Here is a 24,449-nt window from a genome sequence, read left to right as displayed (position 1 = left end):
TACACTGAAGTGTGTATACCTTCTGGAGGTCGCCATGAAAATCTCGCCCACACTGGCGTTTTTCGCCGTTGTTTCTACCCTCGCCTACATTGGCCTCGCGGTGTGGGGGTTGGGCGGGTTTGCGGCGTACTTTTCCCATGGGGCGCTGGTGGTGGTGGCGTTGGCGACGCTGGTGATGGCCGTCGCGTCGCTGTTTACCGAGGTCAATTTGAGTTCTGGCGAGCGGGAGGATCGGGCCAATCGCTGGGTTATCTGGGCGTTCGGGGTCATTGGCGTGTTGAGCGGGTTTCTGCCGGCCTACACCGATCGCATCGACTTCTGGACCTTTGGTGGCGAGGGTGTGCGCTGGCTCGGTGCACTGCTGTTCATCCTCGGCGGTGCGCTGCGGCTGTGGCCGGTGTTTGTGCTGGGCAAGCGTTTCAGCGGATTGGTCGCGATTCAGCCGGGACACACCCTGGTGACCGACGGCATCTACCGAAATTTGCGCAACCCCAGTTACCTCGGGCTAATGGTCATTGCCATTGGCTGGGCGCTGGCGTTTCGTTCGGGGGTTGGCCTGGTGCTGGCAGCGCTGACCCTGATCCCGCTGATCGCAAGGATCAACGCCGAAGAGGCGCTGCTGCGGGCGCAGTTTGGTTGGGAATATGAGGTTTATTGCGGCAGGAGTTGGCGGCTGATCCCCGGGGTCTACTGACTGACACCGGTTCCTGTAGGAGCAAAGCTTGCTCGCGAAGGCGGTGGGTCAGCCACTATCAATGCTGACTGACGCTACGCCTTCGCGAGCAAGCTTTGCTCCTACGGGGGGTTATGTTCGATTAGATAGAGTGCAGTTGGATCCGGCCATCCGCGTTAGTACGGACTTCGGCCGATGTGTAGTCAGCCAGTGTCGCGTGTGAGGTCTGAATCGGGTGATCATGAGTCGACGTGATAACGACCAGATCAGAACCCGCCGCTTCGGCCGCTTGTATCCCCACCGTGGCATCTTCAAAGATCAGGCACTCAGTCACCTCAAAACCCAACCGCTGAGCCGCCAGTCGATAGCCGGCAGGATCAGGTTTACCCGCCTTCACATCTTCGGCCGTGACCATCACACCCGGCTCGGGAATCCCCGCCGCCGCCATCCGCCGCAACGCCAACGCCCTCGGCGCCGAGGTGACAATCGCCCAGCGGTCAGCCGGCAGCGACTTCAGAAAACCCGCCGCCCCCGCGACCTCGACAATCCCTTCCACATCCTCGATTTCCGCCTCGGTAATCCAGGCGGCTTCAGCCTCGGCATCCAGCCCCGGCAGAGCCTGACGATTAACGGTATCGATAGCGCGAGCGCCGTGGATGGTCGGCAGGAAGGTCTGGACATCAAGACCATGGCGCACGGCCCAGGTTGTCCAGATCCGCTCGGCGGCGGCGATGGAGTTGAGAACGGTGCCGTCCATGTCGAACAGAAAGGCGCGGTATGGCGTATCGAAAACGGATGTTTTAGCAGGCAAAAGACAGCTTCCTATCGCAAGGGCCGGGCGGGCAATGTAACACCACTGGTCGGTCACGATCGACGTAGGAGCTGCCGAAGGCTCGGGCCGCGTTCGGACGATCTTTTGATCTTGATCTTGATCTTTTAGCGATGGCATGACCGACGAATAGCAAGAGCAAAAGATCGTCCGAACGCGGCCCGAGCCTTCGGCAGCTCCTACAGGGACCGATGGGATTTCAGAGCCCCTTCCACGCAATCGAGCAACTGCCCCAGCGCCCAAGGCTTCTTGATGAACGAAACCTCATGCCGCACCCCGGCGCTTTGCGGCGTTTCGAAGCCAGACATGATCATGATCGGCTTGTCCGGCCAGCGATCACCGAACTCATTGGCCAGGTCCGCACCGTTGCGCTTGCCGGGCATGGTGATGTCCGTCAGCAACAATTTGACCTCGCCCGCGTGCTGTTCCAGGAACTGCGCTGCCGCATCCGCGCTGGTGTGCGGCTGCACGACGAAGCCTTCTTCCTGAAGAATTTCGCACAGAAACTCCAGAATCAGCGGGTCATCCTCCACCACCAGAATCAAGCCGTCGGAAAGCGACTCGCCCGTCTTTGATATTGGACTCATGACCTGACCACTCCCTGATTGCACCCATAATTTCGCAGTTTAAATCCGCCACCTATCAGGTATGAGCAACGGGGTTGGCGGAAATTCATTTTTGATACAGTCAGGTGAAGAAATCAGGCGTCCTGCAGGATCAGATCGGCGCCCTTCTGCGCCACCATCAGCACTGCGGCGTGGGTATTACCGCTCGTCACGTTGGGAAAAATCGATGCATCAACGATGCGTAAACCGTCGATCCCATGCACTTTAAGCCGCTTGTCGACCACCGATTTCTGTTCATCCGCACCCATCGCACACGAACCGCACAGGTGATAGATCGAACCGCTGGTTTGCGATTTTTTAACACTGGGGGCTGGCGGGGCTGTAACCATTAAAAATCATGGGGGTATGAGTTCTGGTAATACCCTTTGCATCCTGTAGAAAAAACCTGTGGGAGCGAGCCTGCTCGCGATAGCGTCGTGTCAGGCAACGTTGAGGTCGACTGAACTGATGCCTTCGCGAGCAGGCTCGCTCCCACAGGGGGATTGCGGTGTGTTGGATTACTGCGACATGGCGTCTTTTTTCATCGCATCTTTGGACATCGCGTCTTTGCTCATGCTGTCCTTGGACATCGCGTCTTTCTTCATTGCATCTTTGGACATGCTGTCTTTCTTCATCGTGTCCTTGGCCATGGAGTCCTTTTTCATCGTGTCTTTCTTCATGCTGTCTTTGGACATGGCATCTTTGGACATCGAGTCCTTGCTCATGCTGTCGTTGCTCATGGTGTCGGCGGCGTACACGCTGGCGACGCCCATGGCCAAGAACAGCGACAGTGCGGCGGTGGCTAACTTCTTCATGGTGTAGTTCCTTTTAGAGCTCAGGTTGCGAATGAACGCAGCGCGTGCTGCGCGGTGTCGTTTTTCCAGCGTTCGTCAACTGCCACCAAACCAGTTGTAGCCCTGGTCTTCCCAGTAGCCACCGGGATAGGTGTTCGTGACGAAAATCGCCTGGATATGTTTGGGGTTCTTGTAGCCAAGCTTGGTCGGCATCCGCAGCTTCATCGGGAAGCCGTATTCGCGTGGCAACACGGCGCCGTCGTAAGTCAGCGCCAGCAGGGTTTGCGCATGCAGCGCCGTAGCCATGTCGATGCTGGTGTAGTAGTCGTCTGCGCATTTGAAGCCCACGTATTTGGCATCGGTGTCAGCGCCAACACGCTTGAGAAAGTCGCTGAAGCGCACGCCGCCCCAGCGGCCAATCGCACTCCAGCCTTCGACGCAGATGTGCCGGGTGATCTGATCGGTCTGGGCCATGGCGCGCAGTTCCTCAAGCTTCCAGCTGCGCTTGTCGGCGACCATGCCGGTGACTTCCAGCCGATAGCTTTCCTCCTCGACCGTCGGCGCCTCGTCGATGCCGTAGAAGGCATTGAACGGAAACGGCCGGGTGATCATCGACTCGGCATAGGTCGGCGCCATGGCGTTGGGGTTGAACAGCCAGCCCTGCACCCGGTCGTTGAAGCGGGACATGGATGACAACGCGGTTTCGACGCTGTCGTTGTCGGTGATGTTGCAGCCCGACAACATCGCCACACCGCCGAGGGTCAGGCTGCGCATCAGGAACGAGCGCCGTGAGCGATCTTCGATTTGCGGGGCCAGGATTTTCCGGGCGTCGCTCAGGATGGACGACTCGTCGAGTCCCTGGATGCGCTTTTTCATACGGACTCCTTGCGGCCAACGATCATGTACCACAACGTTTTGGGCACCAGCAGCACCATCACCAGGTGCACCACGATGAAGGCCACCAGCAGCGACATCGCAATGAAGTGCACCTGCCGCGCCCCTTCGTAACCGCCCAGCAACCCACGCAACAGCGGGAACTGCACCGACTTCCAGAGCACCAGCCCGGAGACCACCATCATGGTGATGTCGAGCATGACGAACAGGTAGGCAAAGCGCTGGACCTGGTTGTAATGACTCGGGTCGGCGTGCCCCAGCCGCCCTCTCAGCGCGGCCCAGAGGTCATGCAGCACGCCTTTGGGCGACACCGGGAGAAACCGTTTGAACAGACGACCACTGGCCATGTTGACGATCAGGTAGATGAGGCCGTTGACGGCAAGGAACCACATCGCCGCGAAGTGCCATTGCAGGGCGCCACCGAGCCAGCCGCCGAGGGTGAGCGATGCCGGGAAGCTGAAATCGTAGAGCGGCGAGGCGTTATAGATGCGCCAGCCGCTGGCGATCATGACCACGACCGCCAGGGCGTTGAGCCAATGGGTCAGGCGCAGCCAGCGTGGATGGCTGGCCTTGGGTGAAGCAGTTGGCTGCGACATGTCCGGCTCCTTGTTTGTTGTTCGATGGGGCCAAGTATGGGAGCCGACTGTTCGCCAAATCCTCACGTAAAGTTAAATTAATCGTGATAACTCTGCGGACGTGCCTGAGGCGCAATTGTGGTTAAAATGCCGCCCACTTAAATTGCCGACCCTGCCCGATGAACCCAGACGCCCTCACCACCCTGCACACTCACTTGCTGACCGCCCTGGCCAGCGCCCCGGCAGAAACCCGCCGCCTGTTCCACGGGCGCGGCCGCTGCTGGCCGGGTCTGGAGCAATTGACCGTCGATTGGTTGCAAGGCGTGGTGCTGGTGTCGCTGTTCAAAGAGCCGGAACCGCAACAACTGGAAGACTTGAAGCTGTTGCTGCTGGGTATCACCCAGTCAGCCGAGTGGCAGCAGTCCGGCGCGCACACGCTGTTGCTGCAACACCGCTACCTGCTGCAAAGCACCACCGAATGGCTGCTCGGCGATGCGCTCGAGGAAATGACCATCACCGAGGGCGGCCTGCATTACCGGGTGGACCTGGGCCGCAAGCAGAATGCCGGGCTGTTCCTCGACATGCGCTACGGCCGCGATTGGGTCCGGGCCAATGCCGACGGCAAGCGGGTGTTGAACCTGTTCGCCTACACCTGCGGGTTTTCGGTGGCGGCCATCGAGGGTGGCGCGGCGCATGTGGTCAATCTGGATATGTCCAGCTCGGCCCTGAGCCGTGGCCGCGACAATCACCGGCTCAACGGCCACGACTTGAGCAAGGTGACCTTCCTTGGCCACGACCTGTTCAAGTCCTGGGGCAAAGTGATCGGCAAAGGGCCGTACGATCTGGTGATCATCGACCCGCCGTCCTTCCAGAAAGGCAGCTTTCTGCTGACCAAGGACTATCAGCGAGTATTGCGCCGGTTGCCGGAACTGCTCACGCCCGAGGGCACGGTGCTGGCTTGCATGAACGATCCGGCGTTTGGCCCGGACTTCCTGATCGACGGCGTCACCCGCGAGGCGCCGAGCCTGCGTTTCGAACAACGACTGGAAAACCCGCCGGAGTTTCCCGATGCCGATGTTGAGTGCGGGTTGAAGGCGTTGGTGTTTCGGCAGGATTAGCTGAAGATCAAAAGATCGCAGCCTTCGGCAGCTCCTACGTTGTCCGTGTGAAAACTCGATCCTGTGGGAGCTGGCGAAGCCTGCGATCTTTTAAAGCGGCTGCAACACCAGCGCAAACAACTCGCCATGACCGCTGACATTGAGCTTGTGGTAAAGGTTGCGCCGATGCACCTTCACCGTTTCCACGGAGATGCTCAGTTGCTGGGCGATGGCTTTGCTGGAGAAACCCTGAAGAATCAGCCGAGCGGTCTCGACTTCCCGCGCGGTCAAGCGTGCGCCGAAGCGATCCAGCAAGGTCGCCAGATCCCCGGCCACCGCCGTCGGCCCCTCCGGGGGCACGAGTTGCAGGTGTCGGCTCATCGCCGCCAGCACCCAGTCGCGAACACTCAGCAGACGCCCCTGTTCCTCCAGGGTGAAACGCGTCGAGCGTCCCAGCGATAAGCCGAGTACAGCGCCGTCGACATTGATCATGAACTGCAACTCGTCACCACCCACCACCGTGCGGAAGTAGCTCAGGTAGTACTCGCTCTGTTGAAACTGGTCCGGGGCCAAGGAATCGAGGCTGTGCAAACCGTCAGTTATTCCGGCGCAAGCTGCCTGATAGAAGGGATCGAGCAGGTACATGCCGGCGCTGTAGTCAGCCAGTTCTTCCTCCTCATGCGCGCTGGCGCGGGAGTCGAAATCGATCAGCAACCGTGGCACCCGCCCCGCCCGCATCACCGCGACCAAGGCGTTATCCAGGGGCACCAGCAACCGCAAGGTATCCACCAGCGCCCGCCAGAAACCGTCGTGGCCCAACGCGCCAAACACCCGCGCCAGCCCTTGGTGCACCGGCAACTCCTTCAGCAACGCCTCCACGCTCTACCCCTTTTGTGTAACCCATGATGGGAATGGGGCAAGACCCACCCCGCCGATACCCTGAACACTCCTGAATAACACCGGCCTGCAGCAGGCCAGGAGTGCCGCATCATGAGTGGTCACCGCACGTATTTCAATCTGGGACTGGGCGCCTGCCTGTCGGCCTCACTGTCGGCATTTGCCGCTGATGCCCCCACCGTGCACGTCTACAACTGGTATGACTACATCGGTCCCACGACCCTCCACGACTTCACCCGCGACACCGGCATTTCGCCGGTTTACGACACGTTCGACAGCGCCGAGGTGCTGGAGGGAAAACTGCTGACCAGCCGCAGTGGCTACGACGTGGTGGTGGCAAGTAATTTCAGCCTGCCGACCCTGATCAAGGCCGGCGCCCTGCAACCACTGCCCCGGGCACAGATGCCGGGGTTCAAGAACATGGACCCCGACCTGCTGGCGAAACTGGCCAACAACGACCCCGGCAACCAGTACGCCGTGCCGTACCTGTGGGGCACCAACGGCATCGGCTACAACGTCGACAAGGTCCGCGCCGCCCTCGGCGACAAGGCGCCGGTGGACTCCTGGGACCTGGTATTCAAGGAAGAAAACCTCGCCAAGCTCGGCCAGTGCGGCGTGGCGATGCTCGATTCGCCCTCGGAGATGCTGCCGGTCGCCCTGCACTACCTGGGCCTGCCGCCGAACAGCACTGACCCTGAGGACTACAAAAAGGCCGAAGCCTTACTGCTGAAGCTGCGCCCGCACATTGCTTACTTCAACTCATCGAAGTTCATCAGTGACCTGGCCAACGGCAACATCTGCGTCGCGGTGGGCTGGTCCGGGGCAATGCTCGAAGCCAAAAAAACGGCTGAACAGGCCGGTAACGGCGTGAAGATCGCCTACAGCCTGCCAAAGGAAGGTGCACCGGTGTGGTTCGACACGCTGGTGTTGCTCAAGGATGCGCCGAACCCGGCGCAAGGCATCGCCTTCATCGACTACCTGATGCGCCCCGAAGTCATCGCCCCGGTCAGCGACCACCTGGCCTACCCGAACGGCAACCGCACCGCGACCCCGTTGGTGGCCGAAGCGACCCGCAACAACCCGGCGGTCTACCCCTCTGCTGAAGCCATGGCCACGTTGTTCACCCTTCAACCCCTGCCGCCAGCCACCGAACGCGTGCGCACCCGGGTCTGGAGCAAAGTGAAAAACGGTCAATAACAAACACCGCCAGTCCCCTGTAGGAGCAAAGCTTGCTCGCGATAGCGGCAGTACATTCAACATCAATACCGCCTGACCTGCCGCAATCGCGAGCAAGCTTTGCTCCTACAAGGGTTGCGGCAATCAGTGAGTATGAATTGAACATGAGAGCAACGATGAAACCACGTGCCCGCGACTTGAATATCCAGTTCGGCCAACTGCAACCCGGCCCGCTCAACGCCATCACCGATGTGCCCGGTGTCCGGGTCGGCCACAGCGATGTGCGAGGTCGCACCGCCGAGGGTCGCGACATCCTGACCGGCGTTACCGTGATCGAACCCCGTGCCGGCTCCACCAGCCAGCAGCCGTGTTTTGCCGGCGTCCATGTGCTCAACGGCAATGGCGACGCCACGGGCCTTGAGTGGATTCGCGAAGCCGGCCTGTTGACCAGCCCGATCGCCTTCACTAACACCCACAGCCTCGGCGTGGTCCGCGATGCGCTGATTGTGCTGGACCGTGAGCAGCAACCGGATGACGGGCGACTCTACTGGAACATGCCGGTCGTGCTGGAAACCTTCGACGGCCTGCTCAACGACATCAACGGCTTTCATGTGAAGCCCGAACACGTCGCCGAGGCCCTGCGCACGGCGGTCGGTGGACCGGTCACCGAGGGTAACGTCGGTGGCGGCAGCGGCATGATCTGTCACGAATTCAAGGGCGGTATCGGCTCCGCGTCGCGGCGGTTGAGCAGTGCCCAGGGCGGTTGGACGGTCGGCGCCATCGTCCAGGCCAACCATGGCATCCGCAACGAGTTGCGGGTCGACGGTTACCCGGTCGGGCGCTACATGGAAAAGGCCGATTCACCGTTTCTCAAGGCCTCGCTGCCGCATCCGGGAATGGGCTCGATCGTCGTCTGCCTGGCGACCGACGCGCCGTTGCTGCCGCACCAGTGCACGCGCCTGGCCCAGCGCGCCAGCCTCGGCCTGGCTCGCACCGGTGGCGGCAACGAAGACCACAGCGGCGACATCTTCATTGCCTTTGCGACCGGTAACCATGTGCCGCCCGCCGCGTATGAAAGCAAAAAAGCACCGACCTGCGACAACCTGCGCATGGTCAATAACGACCACATCAGCGAACTGTTCCTGGCCGCCACCGAAGCCGTCGAGGAAGCGATCATCAATGCCTTGCTGGCGGGTGAAACGGCTAATGGCAATGGGCATGCGGTTCCGGGGCTGGATGCCGCGACACTGCTTAAAGCCTTGCGTCAGGCCGGTTGGCCAGGAACCGTGTAGACGCCCGACAAACCATCACACATCCCCTGTGGGAGCGGGCTTGCTCGCTCCCACAGGGGATGTGTGTTGGATTGGGAAATTTAGACCAGCCGCAGTCGCGGGGATGTGGCTGGCACCGCCTCATCGCCCAAACGCCCCCGCACAAACTCATTGGCCTTGCGCGTCAGTTGATCCAGGTGCCGATCCCGTTGTTTCTCCGCATCCGTCATCGCCCGTTTGCCGTGCTTTTGCAGCAGGTAGGTATGAATCTGCCGCACTTCCAGCGAGCTGTAGATCGGTGCCGTGTCCAGCACCGCCATCAAGCCGTCGGTGCCGTGATCACGGGTGTTCATCAGCACCTGGGTCGCGCGGACACCCACCACTTGAAAGCCCAGCGCTTCAAAATACGGAACCTTGCCGACGCTGCAAGTCAGCTCGGCGTGAGGGTAGCGACCGAGCACCTCGCGCAACATCGCCCGGGCAACTCCCTGGCGCCGATGACCGGAATCCACGGCCATATAGGCCACGCCGCACGCCTCGGAATCATCCTTGACCGGCAGGTACAACACGAAGCCGATGACCTTCTCCGGGTCGTCGACATCCGTGGCCACGATCAACTCAACCGCCATCCCCCTGGTCCCGTTCAACGCCTCCAGATAGAGGTGAACCTCATAGCCGATCGCGTACTGATACACGTTGTACAACAGGTTGCTCGGCGGCAAGGCCACCGCGCTGATCTCGGTCAGGTTGTCGACGACCAGTTGCAGGATCTGGCTGTTGATGGGCTCGGGGCATGGGGTTTTGAAATGGCTGATCTGGGGCATCGAATATCTGACTCCGGGGATTCGTTCGCAGCGGGCCGGGGCATTGTAACGTGTCACGGCGCTAACGCCTTGAGGCGATTACGGAGCAATCCGTCCAAAGAGAGCGGATCGGCGGCCCGTTTTTCCGCTGAAGCAATCGGCCTAAGGTGACCTCCAGTCACTTATTGGAGGTCACCATGAATCACCCCACCCTGCTTTCCCCGATCAAGATCGGCCCACATGCCCTCGCCCACCGCGTGGTCATGGCACCGTTGACCCGCATGCGTTCCGAGCCCGGCGATGTGCCTGGCGCGTTGATGGTCGAGTACTACGCGCAGCGGGCAACCGATGGCGGCCTGATCATTTCCGAAGCCACCGTCGTGTCCACCACCGGCAATGGTTATCTCGGTTCGCCGGGCCTGTACAACGATGCGCAAATCCCCGGCTGGAAAGCCATCACCGAAGCGGTTCACGCCAAGGGTGGGCGGATCTTTTTGCAGCTATTCCATGCCGGTCGCCAGTCCCACAGCGACATGCAACCCAACGGCACCCAACCCGTGGCACCCTCGGCAGTCGAGTACGACGGTGTCGCCTATACCGCCAGCGGTTGGGTGGCGAGCACACCGCACCGGGCCCTTGGCGAGGCGGAAGTCGAAGCCTTGGTCGATGATTTTCGCAGCGCCGCGCAACGGGGCCTCGCCGCCGGTTTTGATGGCGTGGAAATCCATGGCGCCAACGGCTACCTGATCGACCAGTTTTTGCAGGATGGCAGCAACCGTCGCACCGACGCCTATGGCGGCAGCATCGCCAAGCGTGCACGGTTTCTGTTGGACATCACCGGCGCGGTGATTTCGGTCTGGGGCAGTGAACGAGTCGCGGTGCGCCTGGGGCCGAGCGGCACGTTCGGTGACATGAAGGACAGCGATCCTGAAGCGCTGTTTACCTACGTCGCCGAACAACTGGCGCCGTTGAAACTGGCCTATTTGCACTTGATCGAGCCGCGTGTCTTGGGCAATTCGATTGATGAAAGCAAGGACCAGAACCCGGTGGCCGCGCAGTTGATTCGTCGACATTACGACGGGTTGATCATGGCTGCCGGAGGCTTTACCGCCGAGTCTGCCGAGCAGATTTTGCGGGCGGGCGATGCTGACCTGGTGGCGTTTGGTCGCGATTTTATTGCCAACCCGGATTTGCCGGGGCGGATTCGTCATGGTCGGCCGTTGAATGCTTATGACCGGGATACGTTTTATGGGGGTAGCGAGGTTGGGTTTACGGATTATCCGTTTTATCAAGAAAGTGCCTGAGTCGGCGCTCGTTTTCAAAATCAAAGATCGCAGCCTTCGGCAGCTCCTACAGGTGTACACACTCCCCCTGTAGGAGCTGCCGAAGGCTGCGATCTTTTGATCTTGTTCTACCCACCCTTTGCAAATCCCCCGCCCGCCTCTACTCTGCCTTAACCCTTCCTGCATCGAGTACACCGCCCATGATGGACAGCCTCAGCGGTATCACGGCCTTCATTCAGGTGGCCGAAACCCGCAGCTTCACCGAAGCCGGGCGCCTGCTGGAAATCTCCTCCTCGGCGGTCGGCAAAAGCGTGGCGCGCATGGAAGAACGCCTGGGCGTTCGGCTGTTCCATCGCAGCACCCGCAGCGTCACCCTGACCACCGAAGGCGAGGCTGTTCCTGGACCGTTGCAAGCGCATTCTCAGTGAAGTGGAAGCCGCGCAACTGGAGCTGCTGGAGTTGTCCGCCACACCACGGGGCAAGGTGCGCATCAGCGTGCCGTTGCAGAACGTGCTGATCATGCCGGTGCTGGCCGGGTTCATCCGTGCCTACCCGGACATCGAGCTGGACGTGGACATGTCCGACCGCATGGTCGATGTGATCGAGGAAGGTTTCGATGCGGTGATCCGCACCGGCGCGCCGCAAGACTCGCGGCTGATGGCGCGCAAACTCGGCGGCTATCAACTGCAACTGGTGGCCTCGCCGGAGTACCTGGCACGCCACGGTAACCCGACGCACCCGGACGAGCTGATCAATCATGTCTGCCTGCTGCACAAGTTTCCGGCGACGGGAATGATCGAACGCTGGCCGCTGAGGATAGGCGAGACGCACATCGAGCCGAATCTGGCGAAGGCCATGACCTGCACCACGATGGACCCGCTGACGTACCTGGCGATTGATGGGGTGGGGATTGCCTGCCTGCCGGATTTTTCAATCCGCCAGGCATTGGCTGACGGCAGGCTGAAGGTGGTGCTGGAGGATTACACCGACCATACCGGCAACCTGTGGATGCTCTGGCCCGCGTCAAAGCAGACCGCACCGAGGCTGCGGGTGTTGATCGATTTCTTCAAGGACAACATTCTCAAGGTCTGAATCCGGCGTCGGATTAACGCCGTTTCTGTCCAGAGTGTTCGGCCCCTTGGCCCGTTTTTCCTCAAGCCTGCGCTCCCTAGACTTTGCCTCGTCTGCCATCCACCTTATGAGGCTAAACCCATGACCACTTCATACGTCCCTATTCGCGTCGGCATCGTCGGCGTCGGCACCTGGGCCCGCCACGGCCACTTGCGCGTGCTTGCCCTGCTGCCGCAATACCACGTGCAAGCGATTTACAGCGAACACCGCGAGCGCGCCAAAGCGGCAGCCAGCGAGTACGGTATTCCTCAAGTCGCCGACTCGCTCGACGCCTTGATCCATAACCCCGAAGTCGACCTGGTGGTGGTGCTCAACACCGCGCCGCAACACGAACACAGCGTGCGTGCCGCCATCGCTGCCGGTAAAGACGTCTACTGCGAATGGCCACTGACCACCACGACCGCCGCCTCCGAACAATTGGTGCATCTGGCGAAGGATGCCGGCGTGCGTCACATCGTCGGGCTGCAACGGCGCCACGCGCCGCACAACCGCTACCTGCAAGACTTGCTGCAGCAAGGTTATGTCGGCCAACTGCGCTCGGTGCGCCTGCACGTCAGCACCCATTACTTACAGGCGCTGCGGTCCAACGCCCTGCGCTGGACCGTAGCCGAGGAAAATTTCTCCAGCGTCATCGCCATCTACGCCGGGCACTTCCTCGACATGCTGTTCACCGCCACCGGTTGGCCGCTGAGCGTGTCGGGGTTGATGCTCAGTCAGTTCCCGAAGGTCACCATCGTCGAAACCGGCGAAGTGCTGGACAGCACCGCACCGGATCAACTGGTGCTCAGTGGTTTGCTGGAAAACGGCGCGGTGGTTTCGATCCATATCGAGGGCGGCAAGCGCAATGGTTCGGGCGTGCAGATCGACCTCACTGGCGATCAGGGCGATCTGAAAATCAGCAACCGCTCAGCCTTCGGTGAGGTGGGTGATGACTATGTGATCGAAGGTGCACATGGCGATGACCTGCCGTTGCAAATCCTGCCGGTGCCGAACAGTTATCAGCGCTTGCCTGAATCCGGATTGCCGTCGGCGGTGCTGGAACTGGCGGAGCTGTATTACGTGTTTGCGCAGGACCTGGCGGACGGCACCCATGCGGCGGCGACGTTTGAGGATGCGCTGCGGATGCATCGGTTGCTGGATGGCATCAAGACCTCCCGCGGTTAGGCGGATGCACTCATTCCCGTAGGAGCTGCCGAAGGCTGCGATCTTTTGATCTTTCTTTTGATTTTCAGCGAGATCACAGACGCCAAAAATCAAAAGATCGCAGCCTTCGGCAGCTCCTACAGGGGCTTCGCAAGACCCAAGCGGCCGATTTCGTTCAGCTCCTCGACACTGAATCGGCCTTTCCAGTCCTTTTCATAATCCTCCCTCGGGAAGTCACTCGGGGAGGCGCCCACGGCGAAGGCGTTAAATACATCTTTGGCATATCGCCGATTCTTGGCGCACATCGGCGCCGCCGGCACGTACATCACGTTGCCCCAGCCCTGCTGGTTTGCCACGGGTGCGACGCTGTGAATCACGTCGCAATGCCACCAGACAGAATCGCCGGCCTCAACGTCAGGGATCGGGCTCAAGCCCTCGACCAGCAACGGATGCCACTGCTTCGAAACCGGCAGCACTTTGCCCGGAATGACACCGCACAATTCATCCTCCGGGACATCGTTGAGCAGCGGTCGCAGCAGTAAATAAGCCATGGCTTCGGGAATGGGCAAGGTATGCAGCACGCCTTGATCCGCCTTCATGTCGCACAGCGCGGTCCAGCCCTGGAAGGTCCGGAAGGCCGAACACTTCACCGTGTCCTGGTACGCGTACTCGTCGACTTCGGTGCGATAGGCCGCGTCCCAAGGGTCATAGGCCTTGAAGTCATTGCGGTAGATGTTGTCGAAGACCTTCAAGTAAGCCGGATGCAACCAACGCTCCAGTGCCCCGGAATCGGTATGCGGGCCCAGCCCTTTGGAGGTGGTGCCCGGCGGACGGCGGCGGACCCGGTCGGGGTACAGCGCATTGACATCGGGATCGAACCATTGCTGGCCCCGGGAATGAGTTTTCCAGAGTCGGTTGAGGAACGATTGCGCTGTGGCCATGCGTTCGTGCTGGCGCACCTGCATTTGCGAGCGGGACCAGTAGACCGGAAAGATCTCGGGGCGTGAGGCGTCGAGGTTGCCGAAGAACTGGTCCACCGGACCGCGGTAGATGGCATCGAAGGCATTGTCATCGAGGTATTGGAGCAAGCCTTTGTCCCACTCGGCGACTTGTTCGGTGGGAAAGTGCCCTTTTATCACCAGGCAGCCACGGCGGCGGATCATCGCCAACTGCTCGTCTGTCACGTGGCCTGCGGCAATGCTCGGGTAGTCCAGTACCGGCCAGGCGCTGCCGGTCCGGGCGTGCTGTTGCTTGATCGAGATGATTTCTGCTTCGATAAACGCGCTCACTTCGGCAAACAGGGCATCCACATCGCCTATTTGCGCACGCAAGGCTCGCTTCATGCGCACGATGTTGTCTCGGTAGTGTTCTGGAAGGACCGCGCTTTCGAAGGTGTGATAGTTGCTCATGGTGGCGACCTGCTGGGGGTTGTTAAAAGCCACCTGCACTAAAACATTTACGCCCTTTTCGGCTCAGTCGGATTTGCCGCGTTGACCGATACGATTGTGGCGTAAGGCCCACGATGGATCAGGTATATGCAAACCTGCGTAGGAGCTGCCGAAGGCTGCGATCTTTTGATCTTCCGCAATATCGCGCAGCGAAAGATCAAATCAAGATCAAGATCAAAAGATCGCAGCCTTCGGCAGCTCCTACGGGGACCGTGTCTGCTGTAATCGACCTATCGAAAATGATGCCCGTGGCGCTTGCGGAAGGCGCTGGGGGCCAGGCCCTTCTGTGCCTTGAATTGTCGGTTGAACAGCGCCAGCGACGAATACCCCACCGTTTCGGCGATCAGCGCAACGGGGCTATTGCCTTGCAGTAACAGCGCACACGCCCGACCAATGCGTAACCGGGCGATGTAGTCCAGTGCCGTGCAATGGGTATGACGGCGGAACATGCGATGAAATGCCGAAACGCTGATGCAGGCGATGTCCGCCAATTCGGGGATGGTCAGGGACTCGACGTAGTGAGCGTGGACATGCCCAAGCACCCGTTGCAGGCGCGCGTCTTCGCCCGCCACGACGGCTGCACCGGTGGGTTCGTCGGGGAAGATTCTCCGGGCATCGGTGTCACGGGTCAGTCGGGTCAGCACTTGCAGCAGTGACACCAATCGTTCCGGCCCTTGCTGATCCACCATCGCCTCGATCAGGGGGCGAAGTTCTTTTGAGGCCTGCTCACTGAAGTGCAACGCACACTGAGCGGCGGCCAGTAGCGCCTGCAATGAGCCCAACTCCGGAAACAGCGCTACGAGTGATTGAGCCCAGGCCTGGGAAAACCAGATGACCAGCGCAACGTGGGGCTGGTCCGGGTCAATGCGTTCAGCGGAACACCAACTGTGCGGCACATTCGGCCCCAACAGCACCAGGTCACCGTCCTCGTAGAGCCGCACGTCACTGCTCACATAGCGATGACCCCGGCTGTTGAGGGTCAGGGTCAATTCATATTCAGGGTGGTGGTGCCATTCGAACGGAATGTCATCGGCCAGCCGCCGGTTAAGCATCGACCACGAGGCATCAGCTGGCGTGGAGATTTTCTCGAAACTCGGCTTCATGACAATACGTTCCTGCTCGACGCCCGACCTCAAACGCCAGAATCGTATCACCCAGCGTGCAGGAAGACCCGCAGTGCTTTGATACAACCTCGTTACGCAGCCTGTTACCTGACTGACTGTCAGCGCATCAACGCCCCTTGCGAATGTAACGCCACGATACTTCGCCACGCTGCCCGTCGAGCCTACCGTGAAGCCGTCAATGTGCTGACAGGGTTGTGACACATCATCGGCATCGCCCGCCTCCGGCCAGCGGAGGCATGGAAGACCTGTCACGGGTGCTGCCTGATCGTTTGTCGGATTCGATGCCCGCTGGCCATTGATTGCCTAAACACAACCAAGACAGAACAGAGGGACACCATGAGCAAGTCAAACGTTGCAAGCAACCAGCAAGCGCTGCACGACGACCTTCAAAAGGCTGTCAAGTCGCTCCTCGCCGCTCCGACCGCCCTGAAAACGACCGACTACAGCAAGGTGCTGACGTCTTCCCTGGCGGCGACCCAAAAGTCGGTCAAGATCCAGATCGCCTCGGCGGACCTGACGCAGCTCAAGCAGTCCAACTATAAGCTGTGCTTCGCCAAGAAGGTCGGTAACGAAGACTACAACGTGGTCTGGCAGTCCTACACCAACTACCTGAGCAACAACACGTTCAGCTGGACGCCTCAGTACCAGTTGTTCGGCTCCAATGTATTCCAGGCCAACGTGCAGGTTGATGTTTCGACCAATCTCGTCAACATCGGCCTGGGGCAACAGGCCACACTCGACACGTCTGGCCTGCTGGGCCCAGCGTCAAGCGGCGGCCCTGAGATCTCCATCACGCTGTTGAACAACTATGGCCCGATTCACCCGGGGTCAGCCAACTGTCCACTGGCATTGATGGCAAACAGGTCTCCACGCCGATCTACGTAGCCTCGCAACAGGTGGTCACCGGCTCGACTGTACTGACGCCCGTAGAGACGATCCTCGTGTGGTTCGAACAGAACGTGCAAACCAGCACGATGTTCAGTACCTCGCGCTCGCAATCAATCGAAATCAACCTGACTGACAGTAACGATGCGGTCCGCCTCTACTCGGGTGGTAGCTGGACAACGCCTTAACCGCCACACAAAGAGGGACAGCTTTGCGCTTGTCCCTCTTGCTCATCAATCGTCACTGCCCAGGGCGAAATATCCCGTCAGCGAGCGACAGATAGACTCCGCCAGATCCTCCTGGGTCGCGATGCCGTAAGGTTGCTTGCGATCAAACTGCCCGGACCAGCGAATCCGTCCCTGGGCCACGTCGATCAAGCGCACCGATGCCCGGACACGGGCCGGCTCCACCCGCACGCTGCCCTCCAGCGAATAGCTTCCCCGCCCCGCCCGCGCAGGAACCGCTGCCTTGAGACTGCTTCGGGGCATATTCATCAGTATATGGTTGGCATGGGTCTGGGTTTGTTCGAACGACTGGAACAACCGGCAACTCAACTCCTCGCACAAACCCCGGGTAAAGTCGTCGCCATCCAGGGTGATGCAGGTAAACGGCTGAAGCTGCAGAACCGGATGATGGGCGCCGGCCACCTTGGGCGAACGTCGCTCGTAGACCAGCCGATAAGAACCGGCCGGCACGCTCAGGCGCACCGGGTCGTGCTGGCCATGCGTGGTGTAATAACTGGCGAGCTTGCGCCGTAACCGGCCGACCTGCACCCGCACCACCGGATCATCGCCGGTGCAGTAGACCGCCGGATCACGGCGAAACACCGCGATGCCGATGGCGTGCTCGGTGAGGGGAATGTTCGAGACCTGAAGGTCGTGTTCGACCAAAAAACCCAACAGGCTGCCCATCCGCCGAGACTTGGCGAACAATGGACTGGCCAGGAGCTGCGCCAGCACCCGCTCCACTTCTTCTCGAACGAAAGGTTCGGGAACCGCGTGCGCACTTGAACCGGCAATACGTTTGATCAGCATCAGCCTGCCTCCTTGCAGATTGTCGCGCTCAACTCGGGCGTTTCACGGGCATAGCTTAGCAGTTGGCGGCGAAACGGTACTGGCACCTTGATATATAGCTGCCACGATACAAAGGGGCGGGTTGCAGGTAATGCCCGTGACACCGAACCTGTGACGAGGGAGATCGAGGCGCTGAAGGCGGATCGCTGAAGATCAAAAGATCGCAGCCTTCGGCAGCTCCTACCTCGACCGCACGCGACCTCTATTTCAGGAATGCATCGAGCCTCTTGCGTGCAACCTCGATACCAGGAATATACCGAGCCTCTTGCGTGCAACCTCGATACCAGGAATACACCGAGCCTCTTGCGTGCAACCTCGATACCAGGAATGCACCGAGCCTCTTGCGTGCAACCTCGATACCAGGAATACATCGAGCCTCTTGCGTGCAACCTCGATACCAGGAATACACCGAGCCTCTTGCGTGCAACCTCGATACCAGGAATACATCGAGCCTCTTGCGTGCAACCTCGATACCAGGAATACACCGAGCCTCTTGCGTGCAACCTCGATACCAGGAATACACCGAGCCTCTTGCGTGCAACCTCGATACCAGGAATGCACCGAGCCTCTTGCGTGCAACCTCGATACCAGGAATACATCGAGCCTCTTGCGTGCAACCTCGATACCAGGAATACACCGAGCCTCTTGCGTGCAACCTCGATACCAGGAATGCACCAAGCCTCTTGCGTTCAACCTCGATACCAGGAATGCACCAAGCCTCTTGCGTGCAACCTCGATACCAGGAATACATCGAGCCTCTTGCGTGCAACCTCGATACCAGGAATACACCGAGCCTCTTGCGTGCAACCTCGATATCTGGAATACATCGAGCCTCTGTAGGAGCTGCCGAAGGCTGCGATCTTTTGATGTTCAGTCGCGATTACCGCGGCCGGTCAACTGCATCACCTGTTGAATGTGCCACCGTCATCGCGAGCAAGCTCAGCTCCTACAGGGGATCGAGGTTGACCTCAAAGACTGCGTTCACCCGCGACCCAATGTGGGAGTGAGCCTGCTCGCGATAGCGGCCTGACAGACACCCCGGTGCTCGATGTGCCCAAGTCATCGCGAGCAGGCTCGCTCCCACAGCGGACGGCTACCGCTGCGGCGCGACCATGCGAAACCGAATGTTGATGTCTTTGGAGACAACCCCGTCCGCCCACTCGCCCTCGCCGACCTTGAAATCGTCACGGTTGAGCGCGAACTCGCCGACAAACACGCCGATGCCACTCTCCGGCTTCAACTGGACTTGAACCTTGACCTTGCGGGTAATGGTTTTGAGCGTGAGGTCGCCGATGAACAGATAACGGTCGCCGCCGAGGGCCTTGACGCTGGTCGATTTAAAGGTGCCCAGCGGGTAGTGTTCCGTGTCGAACCAGGCCGGTTTTTGCAGTTCGGTGTTGGCGTCGCTGCTGCCGGCGTCGATGCTCGCCAGCTGGATGTTGAGCGCGGCGTGGGCGGTTGCGGGGTTTTGCGTATCGAAATCGAGAGTGCCTTCAAACTGGCCGAACGTCCCGTAGACCCGCGAGCCAAACTGGCTGAAGGTGAAACTGATCTGGCTGGCGGCGGCGTTGACCTGGTTGTATTCGACGGCTTGGGCGCTGACGGTGAAGACCATGGCAGCAGCGATTGCGGCGAAACGCAGGAATCGAAAGCGCATGAGACTCTCCGTTCAGGCACCGTCCATGGCTGAAGTGCCGAACCCGCTGGCCCGAGAGAGGTGGACTAAAGCAAAGAATGGCCGGTTATTCCACCGCCACTCACCTGAACAACACAATTCCCCCTGTGGGAACGGCGGTGCGACGACTCAACCTGCTCGCGAATACGGCGTGCCAGCCAACATCAATGCTGAATGACACACCGCATTCGCGAGCAGGCTCACTCCCACAAGATACTAACCATCTGCTTATGAAAGCGCCGCTCTCAGCCCTTCAGGAATGGCAACGACCTCTTTGGTGTCAGGCGAGACGCAGACATGCGTGACACTCGCGGTAAACGCCATCGTCTGATCATGGACAAAGCCCTCGACCAAAAAAGTGAAGGAGTGAACGCCTAACTTTGCCACACTGACCTTGATGCTCAGCTCATCATCCCAGGTCAAAGGCCTGAGCATCTCCACCGACATGGCGCGCACCGGCGGCAGCACATCAAAACTCATCAGCGTCCTGAGGCCAGGCGCCCCCAGCCAACTGTCCAGCGCGGTATAAATGGCTTCAACGGCAAAATATGAAAATCGCGGCGTATACACCACGCCTGCGGGGTCGCAGTCGCCGAATAAAATGGTTCTGCGGACAAACACTGCACCAGGCATCGAACAGCTCTTCCCTGTTGTTTTAAATTGAAGGCGCTCCCCATGAAAAGCACCCTTGATCACCTCGCCATCGTCGCCCCCGACCTCGACACCGGCTGCGCCTTCGTGACCCGCGTGCTGGGCGTCGAGCTGGAACCCGGGGCGCACATCCTCGCATGGGCACCCACAACCGGCTACTGCGCCTGGGCCCGGAGACTTACCTGGAAGTGATTGCCATCGACCCGACCGCCAAACACCGGGCCGGCCGCGTTGGTTCGCTATGGATCAATTGGCGGTTGATGCACCGGCACGCTTGGCGACGTGGGTCGCGCGCACCGACGACATCCATGGCATGAGCGAGGCCTGCCGCGCCATCGTCGGTGACGCCGAACCCATGACCCGAGGCTCGTTGTCCTGGCAGATCACCATTCCGGCCGACGGCAGCCTGCCGCTGAACGGGTCAGCGCCGACGCTGATTCAATGGGAGCAAACGCCCCATCCTGCGAGCGTTATGGTTGATCAAGGGTGTTCGCTGGTGGCGCTGGCTGTGTTTGACCCTGATCCGGAGAAGGTTCAGGCATTGCTGACTGCGATCAACTTTTCCGGGGTGGTTCGTCTTCATGCTTTGGGAGCGGCTTCAGCGCCGTATTTGGTGGCGCATATTCAAACGCCCGAAGGTTTGAAAACGCTGCCGATATCAAACGCCTAAGATCAAAAGATCGCAGCCTCCGGCAGCTCCTACGTTGAACCGCAGCTCCTACGTTGAAATGCCCCCTGTAGGAGCTGCCGAAGGCTGCGATCTTGGCTGCCGACATCAAACCCTAAGATCAAAAAATCGCAGCCTCCGGCAGCTCCTACGCGCCTGTGGGCGCCGCCGAAGGCTTGGCTGCCCGATATAAAACGCAAGATCAAAAGATCGCAGCTCCGGCAGCTCCTACGTTGAACCGCAGCTCCTACGTTGAAAGCCCCCTGTAGGAGCTGCCGAAGGCTGCGATCTTGGCTGCCTGATATCAAACGCACAAGATCAAAAAATCGCAGCCTCCGGCAGCTCCTACGCGCCTGTGGCCGCCGCCGAAGGCTTGGCTGCCCGATATAAAACGCAAGATCAAAAGATCGCAGCCTTCGGCAGCTCCTACGTTGAACCGCAGCTCCTACGTTGAAATGCCCCCCCTGTAGGAGCTGCCGAAGGCTGCGATCTTGGCTGCCGACATCAAACCCTAAGATCAAAAGATCGCAGCCTTCGGCAGCTCCTACGTTGAAATGCATCCCCTATGGGCGCCGCCGAAGGCTGCGATCTTGGCGCCCATCTTTACGCCAGATCCCTCAAGCGAACACATCCCCCACCGCTACACCAACCGCTCAATCTTCTGATGCTGCCAAACGAACTTGTAGTAAATCGTCTGCAACGCCAGCATCCCCAGATACGCCACCGGAAACGCCATCCACACACCCTGCAACCCAAACCGCGCATCCAGCAGATACGCCACCGGCAACTGCACCCCCACCACGCACACAATCGAAATCAGCATCGGCACCAACACCGTGCCGCTGGCCCGCATGATCCCGCCGATAATCGCCTGGAAACCAAACACCAACAGGCTCCACAGCATGATGTGCAACAAATGCTCGGCCATCACCCGAGTGGAGTCCTCGGTGAGGAACAACCCCAGCAACCAGTGCGACAACAAATACCCGAGCAACACCAAGCCACCGGTCAAACACACGTTGATCAAAAGCCCCGTGCGCAAAATCGGCGTAATCCGCTCCAACCGCCCTGCCCCAATCGCCTGCGCCCCAAGAATCGATGCGGTGATCGCAATCGACAACGCCGGAAACTGCACATAATTCACAATCTGCGTCACCGCCCCATACGCCGCCGTCGCCTGCGAACCGTGCTGATTCACCAACGCCAGGATCACCAACTCCGACGCTGACAACACCACCATCTGCAACCCGGTCGGCAAGCCGATGCGCAACACCTTGCCGAGAATCGCCGAGTCCAACCGCATCGCCGCAAACATCTCCCGATCCGGCGCCAACGGATGCCCCTTGCGAATCAACCGCCACGCCAGCCAACTCATCGCCGACAAGTTACCCGCCAACCCGGCGAACGCTGCGCTCTGGATCCCCATCGGCGCAAAGCCCAGCCAACCCTTTATTAACGCGGGTGTCAGCGCCAGACCGATTGACGTTGATACCAGCAAGGCGATCAATGGCGAAAGGGTATCGCTGACCCCGCGCAGGAGTTGGGTGAACAGCACGTAGACCAGCAGCGACGGCATGATCCACATCATCACGTGAGCGTAGGACACTGCGTCGTCCAACACATCCGCCGGAGTACCCAAACCCTGCAAGGCTGGCCGTGCAAACGTAGTGCCCAACACAGCGGCGACCAGACCGATCATTGCGCCCAACAGCAAGGTTGTCGCGGCGATGGCTTTCACCATGTGCGGCTCGCGAGCGCCCCAAGCCTGGCCGATAAGCACCCCCGCCCCCGCGCCGAGACCGATCACCAGGGCGATGAAGAAGAAGACGATGGGGAACATGCCCGAGACGGCCGCCAGGGCCTGGGTGCCGAGCATTTGGCCGATGTAGATGCTGTTGATGGTGCCCGACATGGATTGGAGGAAGTTGGAGAGGACCATGGGGGCCAGGAAAAGGAGGTAGGTTTTCCAGAGGGGGTTGGGTTGAGTGGGGGTTTGCATTGAGGCTCCGTCTCGGGTTGGGCTGGCGCTTGGGGAATTCTACGCTAGGGGACTGGGATCAATGCGTTCAGATTTCGAGGAATTGGTTAGCGTTAGGAATGTCTGGTTTCGGCTGTGGATTCAACCGGTCGAGAAGTGCAGCAACCGACCGATTCTGTTGAAAAAGTAGCTCCCCTGCCTGGCCTGCGGCAAAATCTCTGCATTGGCCAGCGGGGAAGTACGCAGCATGATGGGACAGTTATCGAGTGGGCAGGAGCGGCTGTTTTACTCGTTCAACCTTGAAGATCACATTCCAGCCACTCACCTTCTGCGCAGCATTGATCGGTGTCTCGATCTGGGCGACCTGCGCCATTATCTCACCGATTTCTATAGCCCGATTGGGCGCCCTTCAATTGATCCTGAACTGATGATCCGCATGCTGGTCGTGGGTTATTGCTATGGCATTCGCTCCGAGCGGCGGTTGTGCGAAGAGGCCCATTTGAACCTGGCGTATCGCTGGTTCTGCCGGTTGAGCCTTGAGGATGAAGTACCCAATCACTCGACGTTTTCCAAAAATCGACACGGCCGTTTTCGGGACAGTGATCTGTTTCGCTGGTTGTTCAATGAAGTGCTGCGTCGCTGCATGGACGCCGGTCTGGTCAAGGGCGAAGGCTTTGCCGTGGACGCCAGCATCATCAAAGCGGATGCGAGTCGGCAGCGCGGTGTACCGGGAGATGAACCGGTCAACTGGAGCGATCCGGCCCTGAGCACCCGCGCCGTGCGTGAGTACCTTGAAGCCCTCGATGAAGAAGCTTTGGCCGAAACGCTACCGAAGCGCCTGTCGCTGACGGATCCTCAGGCCCGCTGGACCGCTGCTCCAGGCGGCCCAGCTTTCTACGCTTGCTCCACGAATTATCTGATCGATACCGAGCACGGCGTGATCATGGATGTGGAACCCACACCGGCTCATCGAACCGCAGAAGTCGAGAGCACCAAGACGATGATCGATCGGGTCGAAGCGCAGTTCGACATCAAGCCAGAGCGCCTCATTGGCGACACCGCTTACGGCACAGCGCCGATGCTGGCCTGGATGGTGGAGGAAAAAGACATCGAGCCGCATGTGCCGGTGTGGGACAAAACCGAGCGCAAGAACGACAGTTTTTCGAGCAACGATTTCCACTGGAATGAAGAGGCCGAGGAATACCGCTGCCCGGCCGGCAACCCATTGCGCAGCGAATGGCGAGCCTTCAAGAATGAGCGCTCACACGTCACCAAAGCCAACACCATCATCTTCCGATCCCGGCAGACCGACTGCGCTACGTGTCCGATGAAAGCCAAGTGCTGCCCGAACACTGCGTTCCGAAAGATCGCTCGCAGCGTCCATGAAGCCGCTCGCGATGTGGCTCGGCGCATTGCATCAACGCCGGCGTATCAGCGCTCTCGCCACGAACGTAAAAAGGTCGAAATGTTGTTTGCCCACCTCAAGCGCATCCTGAAATTGGATCGCCTGAGACTACGTGGCATGAGTGGCGCGACTGATGAATTCACGCTGGCCGCTGCGGTGCAGAACCTGCGACGGCTGGCCAAATTTTCATCTCAAGGGCCACCAGTCACGGGATAGGTGCGCCTGCACCAAGCAAAAAACCTCAAATTAACCCAATAACAGAGCAGCAAAGGTCACCGAAGGGCCGAAAAACCACTCAATGTGGTGAGTAGGCTCTCCAGTGGTGGTCGTGCCTGAGTTCAGGCGATCTGAAAATTCGACTTTTTCAACAGA

Annotated in this window: 22 protein-coding genes and 3 pseudogenes; 11 read left to right on the top strand and 14 right to left on the bottom strand. The window is 59.8% G+C overall.

All coding sequences use genetic code 11. The features are described 5' to 3' along the window. Nucleotides 1-34: 34 nt before the first annotated feature. Nucleotides 35-694, top strand: coding sequence for a methyltransferase family protein (locus JFV26_RS30565; RefSeq protein ID WP_201197327.1), 660 nt, complete (start codon nt 35-37; stop codon nt 692-694). 121 nt (nt 695-815) lie between these two features. On the opposite strand, the gene JFV26_RS30560 is transcribed toward JFV26_RS30565, so the two are convergent. The 6 genes and pseudogenes from JFV26_RS30560 to JFV26_RS30535 form a co-directional block, all read right to left on the bottom strand. Further along, complete coding sequence (locus JFV26_RS30560) at nt 816-1,484, bottom strand: HAD-IA family hydrolase (protein WP_201197326.1); 669 nt, start codon at nt 1,482-1,484, stop codon at nt 816-818. A 197-nt stretch (nt 1,485-1,681) separates the two neighbouring features. Further along, the gene (locus JFV26_RS30555; protein ID WP_201197325.1) at nt 1,682-2,089 is read right to left on the bottom strand and encodes a response regulator; all 408 of its coding nucleotides are present in this window, start codon (nt 2,087-2,089) and stop codon (nt 1,682-1,684) included. A gap of 113 nt (nt 2,090-2,202) precedes the next feature. Further along, nucleotides 2,203-2,418: pseudogene (locus JFV26_RS30550) on the bottom strand (GMC oxidoreductase); the annotation flags it as partial. Nucleotides 2,419-2,625: 207 nt separating this feature from the next. Further along, nucleotides 2,626-2,922 (bottom strand): pentapeptide MXKDX repeat protein, encoded by a 297-nt coding sequence (locus JFV26_RS30545; RefSeq protein WP_201197324.1) that lies wholly within the window; start codon nt 2,920-2,922, stop codon nt 2,626-2,628. A 75-nt stretch (nt 2,923-2,997) separates the two neighbouring features. Beyond that, nucleotides 2,998-3,777 (bottom strand): molybdopterin-dependent oxidoreductase, encoded by a 780-nt coding sequence (locus JFV26_RS30540; protein ID WP_201197323.1) that lies wholly within the window; start codon nt 3,775-3,777, stop codon nt 2,998-3,000. Next, nucleotides 3,774-4,391, bottom strand: a complete 618-nt coding sequence (locus JFV26_RS30535; RefSeq protein ID WP_201197322.1) for a cytochrome b/b6 domain-containing protein — start codon at nt 4,389-4,391, stop codon at nt 3,774-3,776. The genes JFV26_RS30540 and JFV26_RS30535 overlap by 4 nt, the downstream gene beginning before the upstream one ends. Before the next feature lie 158 nt (nt 4,392-4,549). On the opposite strand from JFV26_RS30535, the gene JFV26_RS30530 reads away from it, so the two are divergent. After that, a complete protein-coding gene (locus tag JFV26_RS30530; protein ID WP_201197321.1) occupies nt 4,550-5,488 on the top strand; it encodes a class I SAM-dependent methyltransferase in 939 nt (312 codons plus the stop codon). A gap of 90 nt (nt 5,489-5,578) precedes the next feature. Here the strand turns inward: JFV26_RS30530 and JFV26_RS30525 are convergent, their stop codons facing one another. Beyond that, nucleotides 5,579-6,346, bottom strand: coding sequence for a LuxR C-terminal-related transcriptional regulator (locus JFV26_RS30525; protein ID WP_201197320.1), 768 nt, complete (start codon nt 6,344-6,346; stop codon nt 5,579-5,581). A gap of 111 nt (nt 6,347-6,457) precedes the next feature. Here JFV26_RS30525 and JFV26_RS30520 point away from each other — a divergent pair, with 111 nt between their 5' ends. Beyond that, a complete protein-coding gene (locus tag JFV26_RS30520; RefSeq protein WP_201197319.1) occupies nt 6,458-7,561 on the top strand; it encodes an extracellular solute-binding protein in 1,104 nt (367 codons plus the stop codon). A gap of 155 nt (nt 7,562-7,716) precedes the next feature. Continuing rightward, nucleotides 7,717-8,832, top strand: a complete 1,116-nt coding sequence (locus JFV26_RS30515; protein ID WP_201197318.1) for a DmpA family aminopeptidase — start codon at nt 7,717-7,719, stop codon at nt 8,830-8,832. An 80-nt stretch (nt 8,833-8,912) separates the two neighbouring features. Here JFV26_RS30515 and JFV26_RS30510 read toward each other — a convergent pair whose 3' ends face one another. Continuing rightward, nucleotides 8,913-9,635, bottom strand: a complete 723-nt coding sequence (locus JFV26_RS30510) for a GNAT family N-acetyltransferase (RefSeq protein ID WP_201197317.1) — start codon at nt 9,633-9,635, stop codon at nt 8,913-8,915. Nucleotides 9,636-9,811: 176 nt separating this feature from the next. On the opposite strand from JFV26_RS30510, the gene JFV26_RS30505 reads away from it, so the two are divergent. From JFV26_RS30505 to JFV26_RS30495, 3 genes and pseudogenes are all read left to right on the top strand, one after another. Continuing rightward, on the top strand, nt 9,812-10,918 hold the full coding sequence (locus tag JFV26_RS30505) for an alkene reductase (protein WP_201197316.1): 1,107 nt from the start codon (nt 9,812-9,814) through the stop codon (nt 10,916-10,918). Between the two features lie 182 nt (nt 10,919-11,100). Beyond that, nucleotides 11,101-11,989 (top strand): annotated as a pseudogene (locus JFV26_RS30500) (LysR family transcriptional regulator). A gap of 120 nt (nt 11,990-12,109) precedes the next feature. Continuing rightward, nucleotides 12,110-13,192, top strand: a complete 1,083-nt coding sequence (locus JFV26_RS30495) for a Gfo/Idh/MocA family protein (RefSeq protein ID WP_201197315.1) — start codon at nt 12,110-12,112, stop codon at nt 13,190-13,192. 116 nt (nt 13,193-13,308) lie between these two features. Here the strand turns inward: JFV26_RS30495 and JFV26_RS30490 are convergent, their stop codons facing one another. Next, nucleotides 13,309-14,580 carry a YbiU family protein gene (locus JFV26_RS30490; protein WP_201197314.1) on the bottom strand — a complete coding sequence of 424 codons (1,272 nt, stop codon included), beginning with the start codon at nt 14,578-14,580 and terminating at the stop codon, nt 13,309-13,311. Nucleotides 14,581-14,849: 269 nt separating this feature from the next. Next, a complete protein-coding gene (locus JFV26_RS30485) occupies nt 14,850-15,722 on the bottom strand; it encodes a helix-turn-helix domain-containing protein (protein WP_201197313.1) in 873 nt (290 codons plus the stop codon). A 357-nt stretch (nt 15,723-16,079) separates the two neighbouring features. On the opposite strand from JFV26_RS30485, the gene JFV26_RS30480 reads away from it, so the two are divergent. Beyond that, a complete protein-coding gene (locus tag JFV26_RS30480; protein WP_242487960.1) occupies nt 16,080-16,628 on the top strand; it encodes a hypothetical protein in 549 nt (182 codons plus the stop codon). 233 nt (nt 16,629-16,861) lie between these two features. Here the strand turns inward: JFV26_RS30480 and JFV26_RS30475 are convergent, their stop codons facing one another. The 3 genes from JFV26_RS30475 to JFV26_RS30465 form a co-directional block, all read right to left on the bottom strand. Next, nucleotides 16,862-17,662, bottom strand: coding sequence for a hypothetical protein (locus tag JFV26_RS30475; RefSeq protein ID WP_201197312.1), 801 nt, complete (start codon nt 17,660-17,662; stop codon nt 16,862-16,864). Between the two features lie 1,132 nt (nt 17,663-18,794). Next, nucleotides 18,795-19,358, bottom strand: a complete 564-nt coding sequence (locus JFV26_RS30470; protein WP_201197311.1) for a YceI family protein — start codon at nt 19,356-19,358, stop codon at nt 18,795-18,797. 246 nt (nt 19,359-19,604) lie between these two features. Then, a complete protein-coding gene (locus tag JFV26_RS30465) occupies nt 19,605-20,009 on the bottom strand; it encodes an acyl-CoA thioesterase (RefSeq protein WP_201197310.1) in 405 nt (134 codons plus the stop codon). Nucleotides 20,010-20,051: 42 nt separating this feature from the next. On the opposite strand from JFV26_RS30465, the gene JFV26_RS33930 reads away from it, so the two are divergent. Beyond that, complete coding sequence (locus JFV26_RS33930; RefSeq protein ID WP_242488003.1) at nt 20,052-20,219, top strand: VOC family protein; 168 nt, start codon at nt 20,052-20,054, stop codon at nt 20,217-20,219. Then, a pseudogene (locus JFV26_RS30460) lies at nt 20,165-20,697 on the top strand (VOC family protein). The gene JFV26_RS33930 and the pseudogene JFV26_RS30460 overlap by 55 nt, the downstream one beginning before the upstream one ends. A gap of 637 nt (nt 20,698-21,334) precedes the next feature. Here JFV26_RS30460 and JFV26_RS30455 read toward each other — a convergent pair. After that, entirely contained in the window at nt 21,335-22,693 is a 1,359-nt protein-coding gene (locus JFV26_RS30455; protein WP_201197309.1) for an MATE family efflux transporter, read from the bottom strand. Nucleotides 22,694-22,919: 226 nt separating this feature from the next. Here JFV26_RS30455 and JFV26_RS30450 point away from each other — a divergent pair, with 226 nt between their 5' ends. Then, complete coding sequence (locus tag JFV26_RS30450; protein ID WP_201197308.1) at nt 22,920-24,293, top strand: transposase; 1,374 nt, start codon at nt 22,920-22,922, stop codon at nt 24,291-24,293. The last annotated feature ends 156 nt before the right edge of the window (nt 24,294-24,449 follow it).

The organism is Pseudomonas sp. TH31 (assembly GCF_016650815.1).
GTDB lineage: Bacteria > Pseudomonadota > Gammaproteobacteria > Pseudomonadales > Pseudomonadaceae > Aquipseudomonas.
This window is presented reverse-complemented; position numbering and strand designations above follow the sequence as displayed.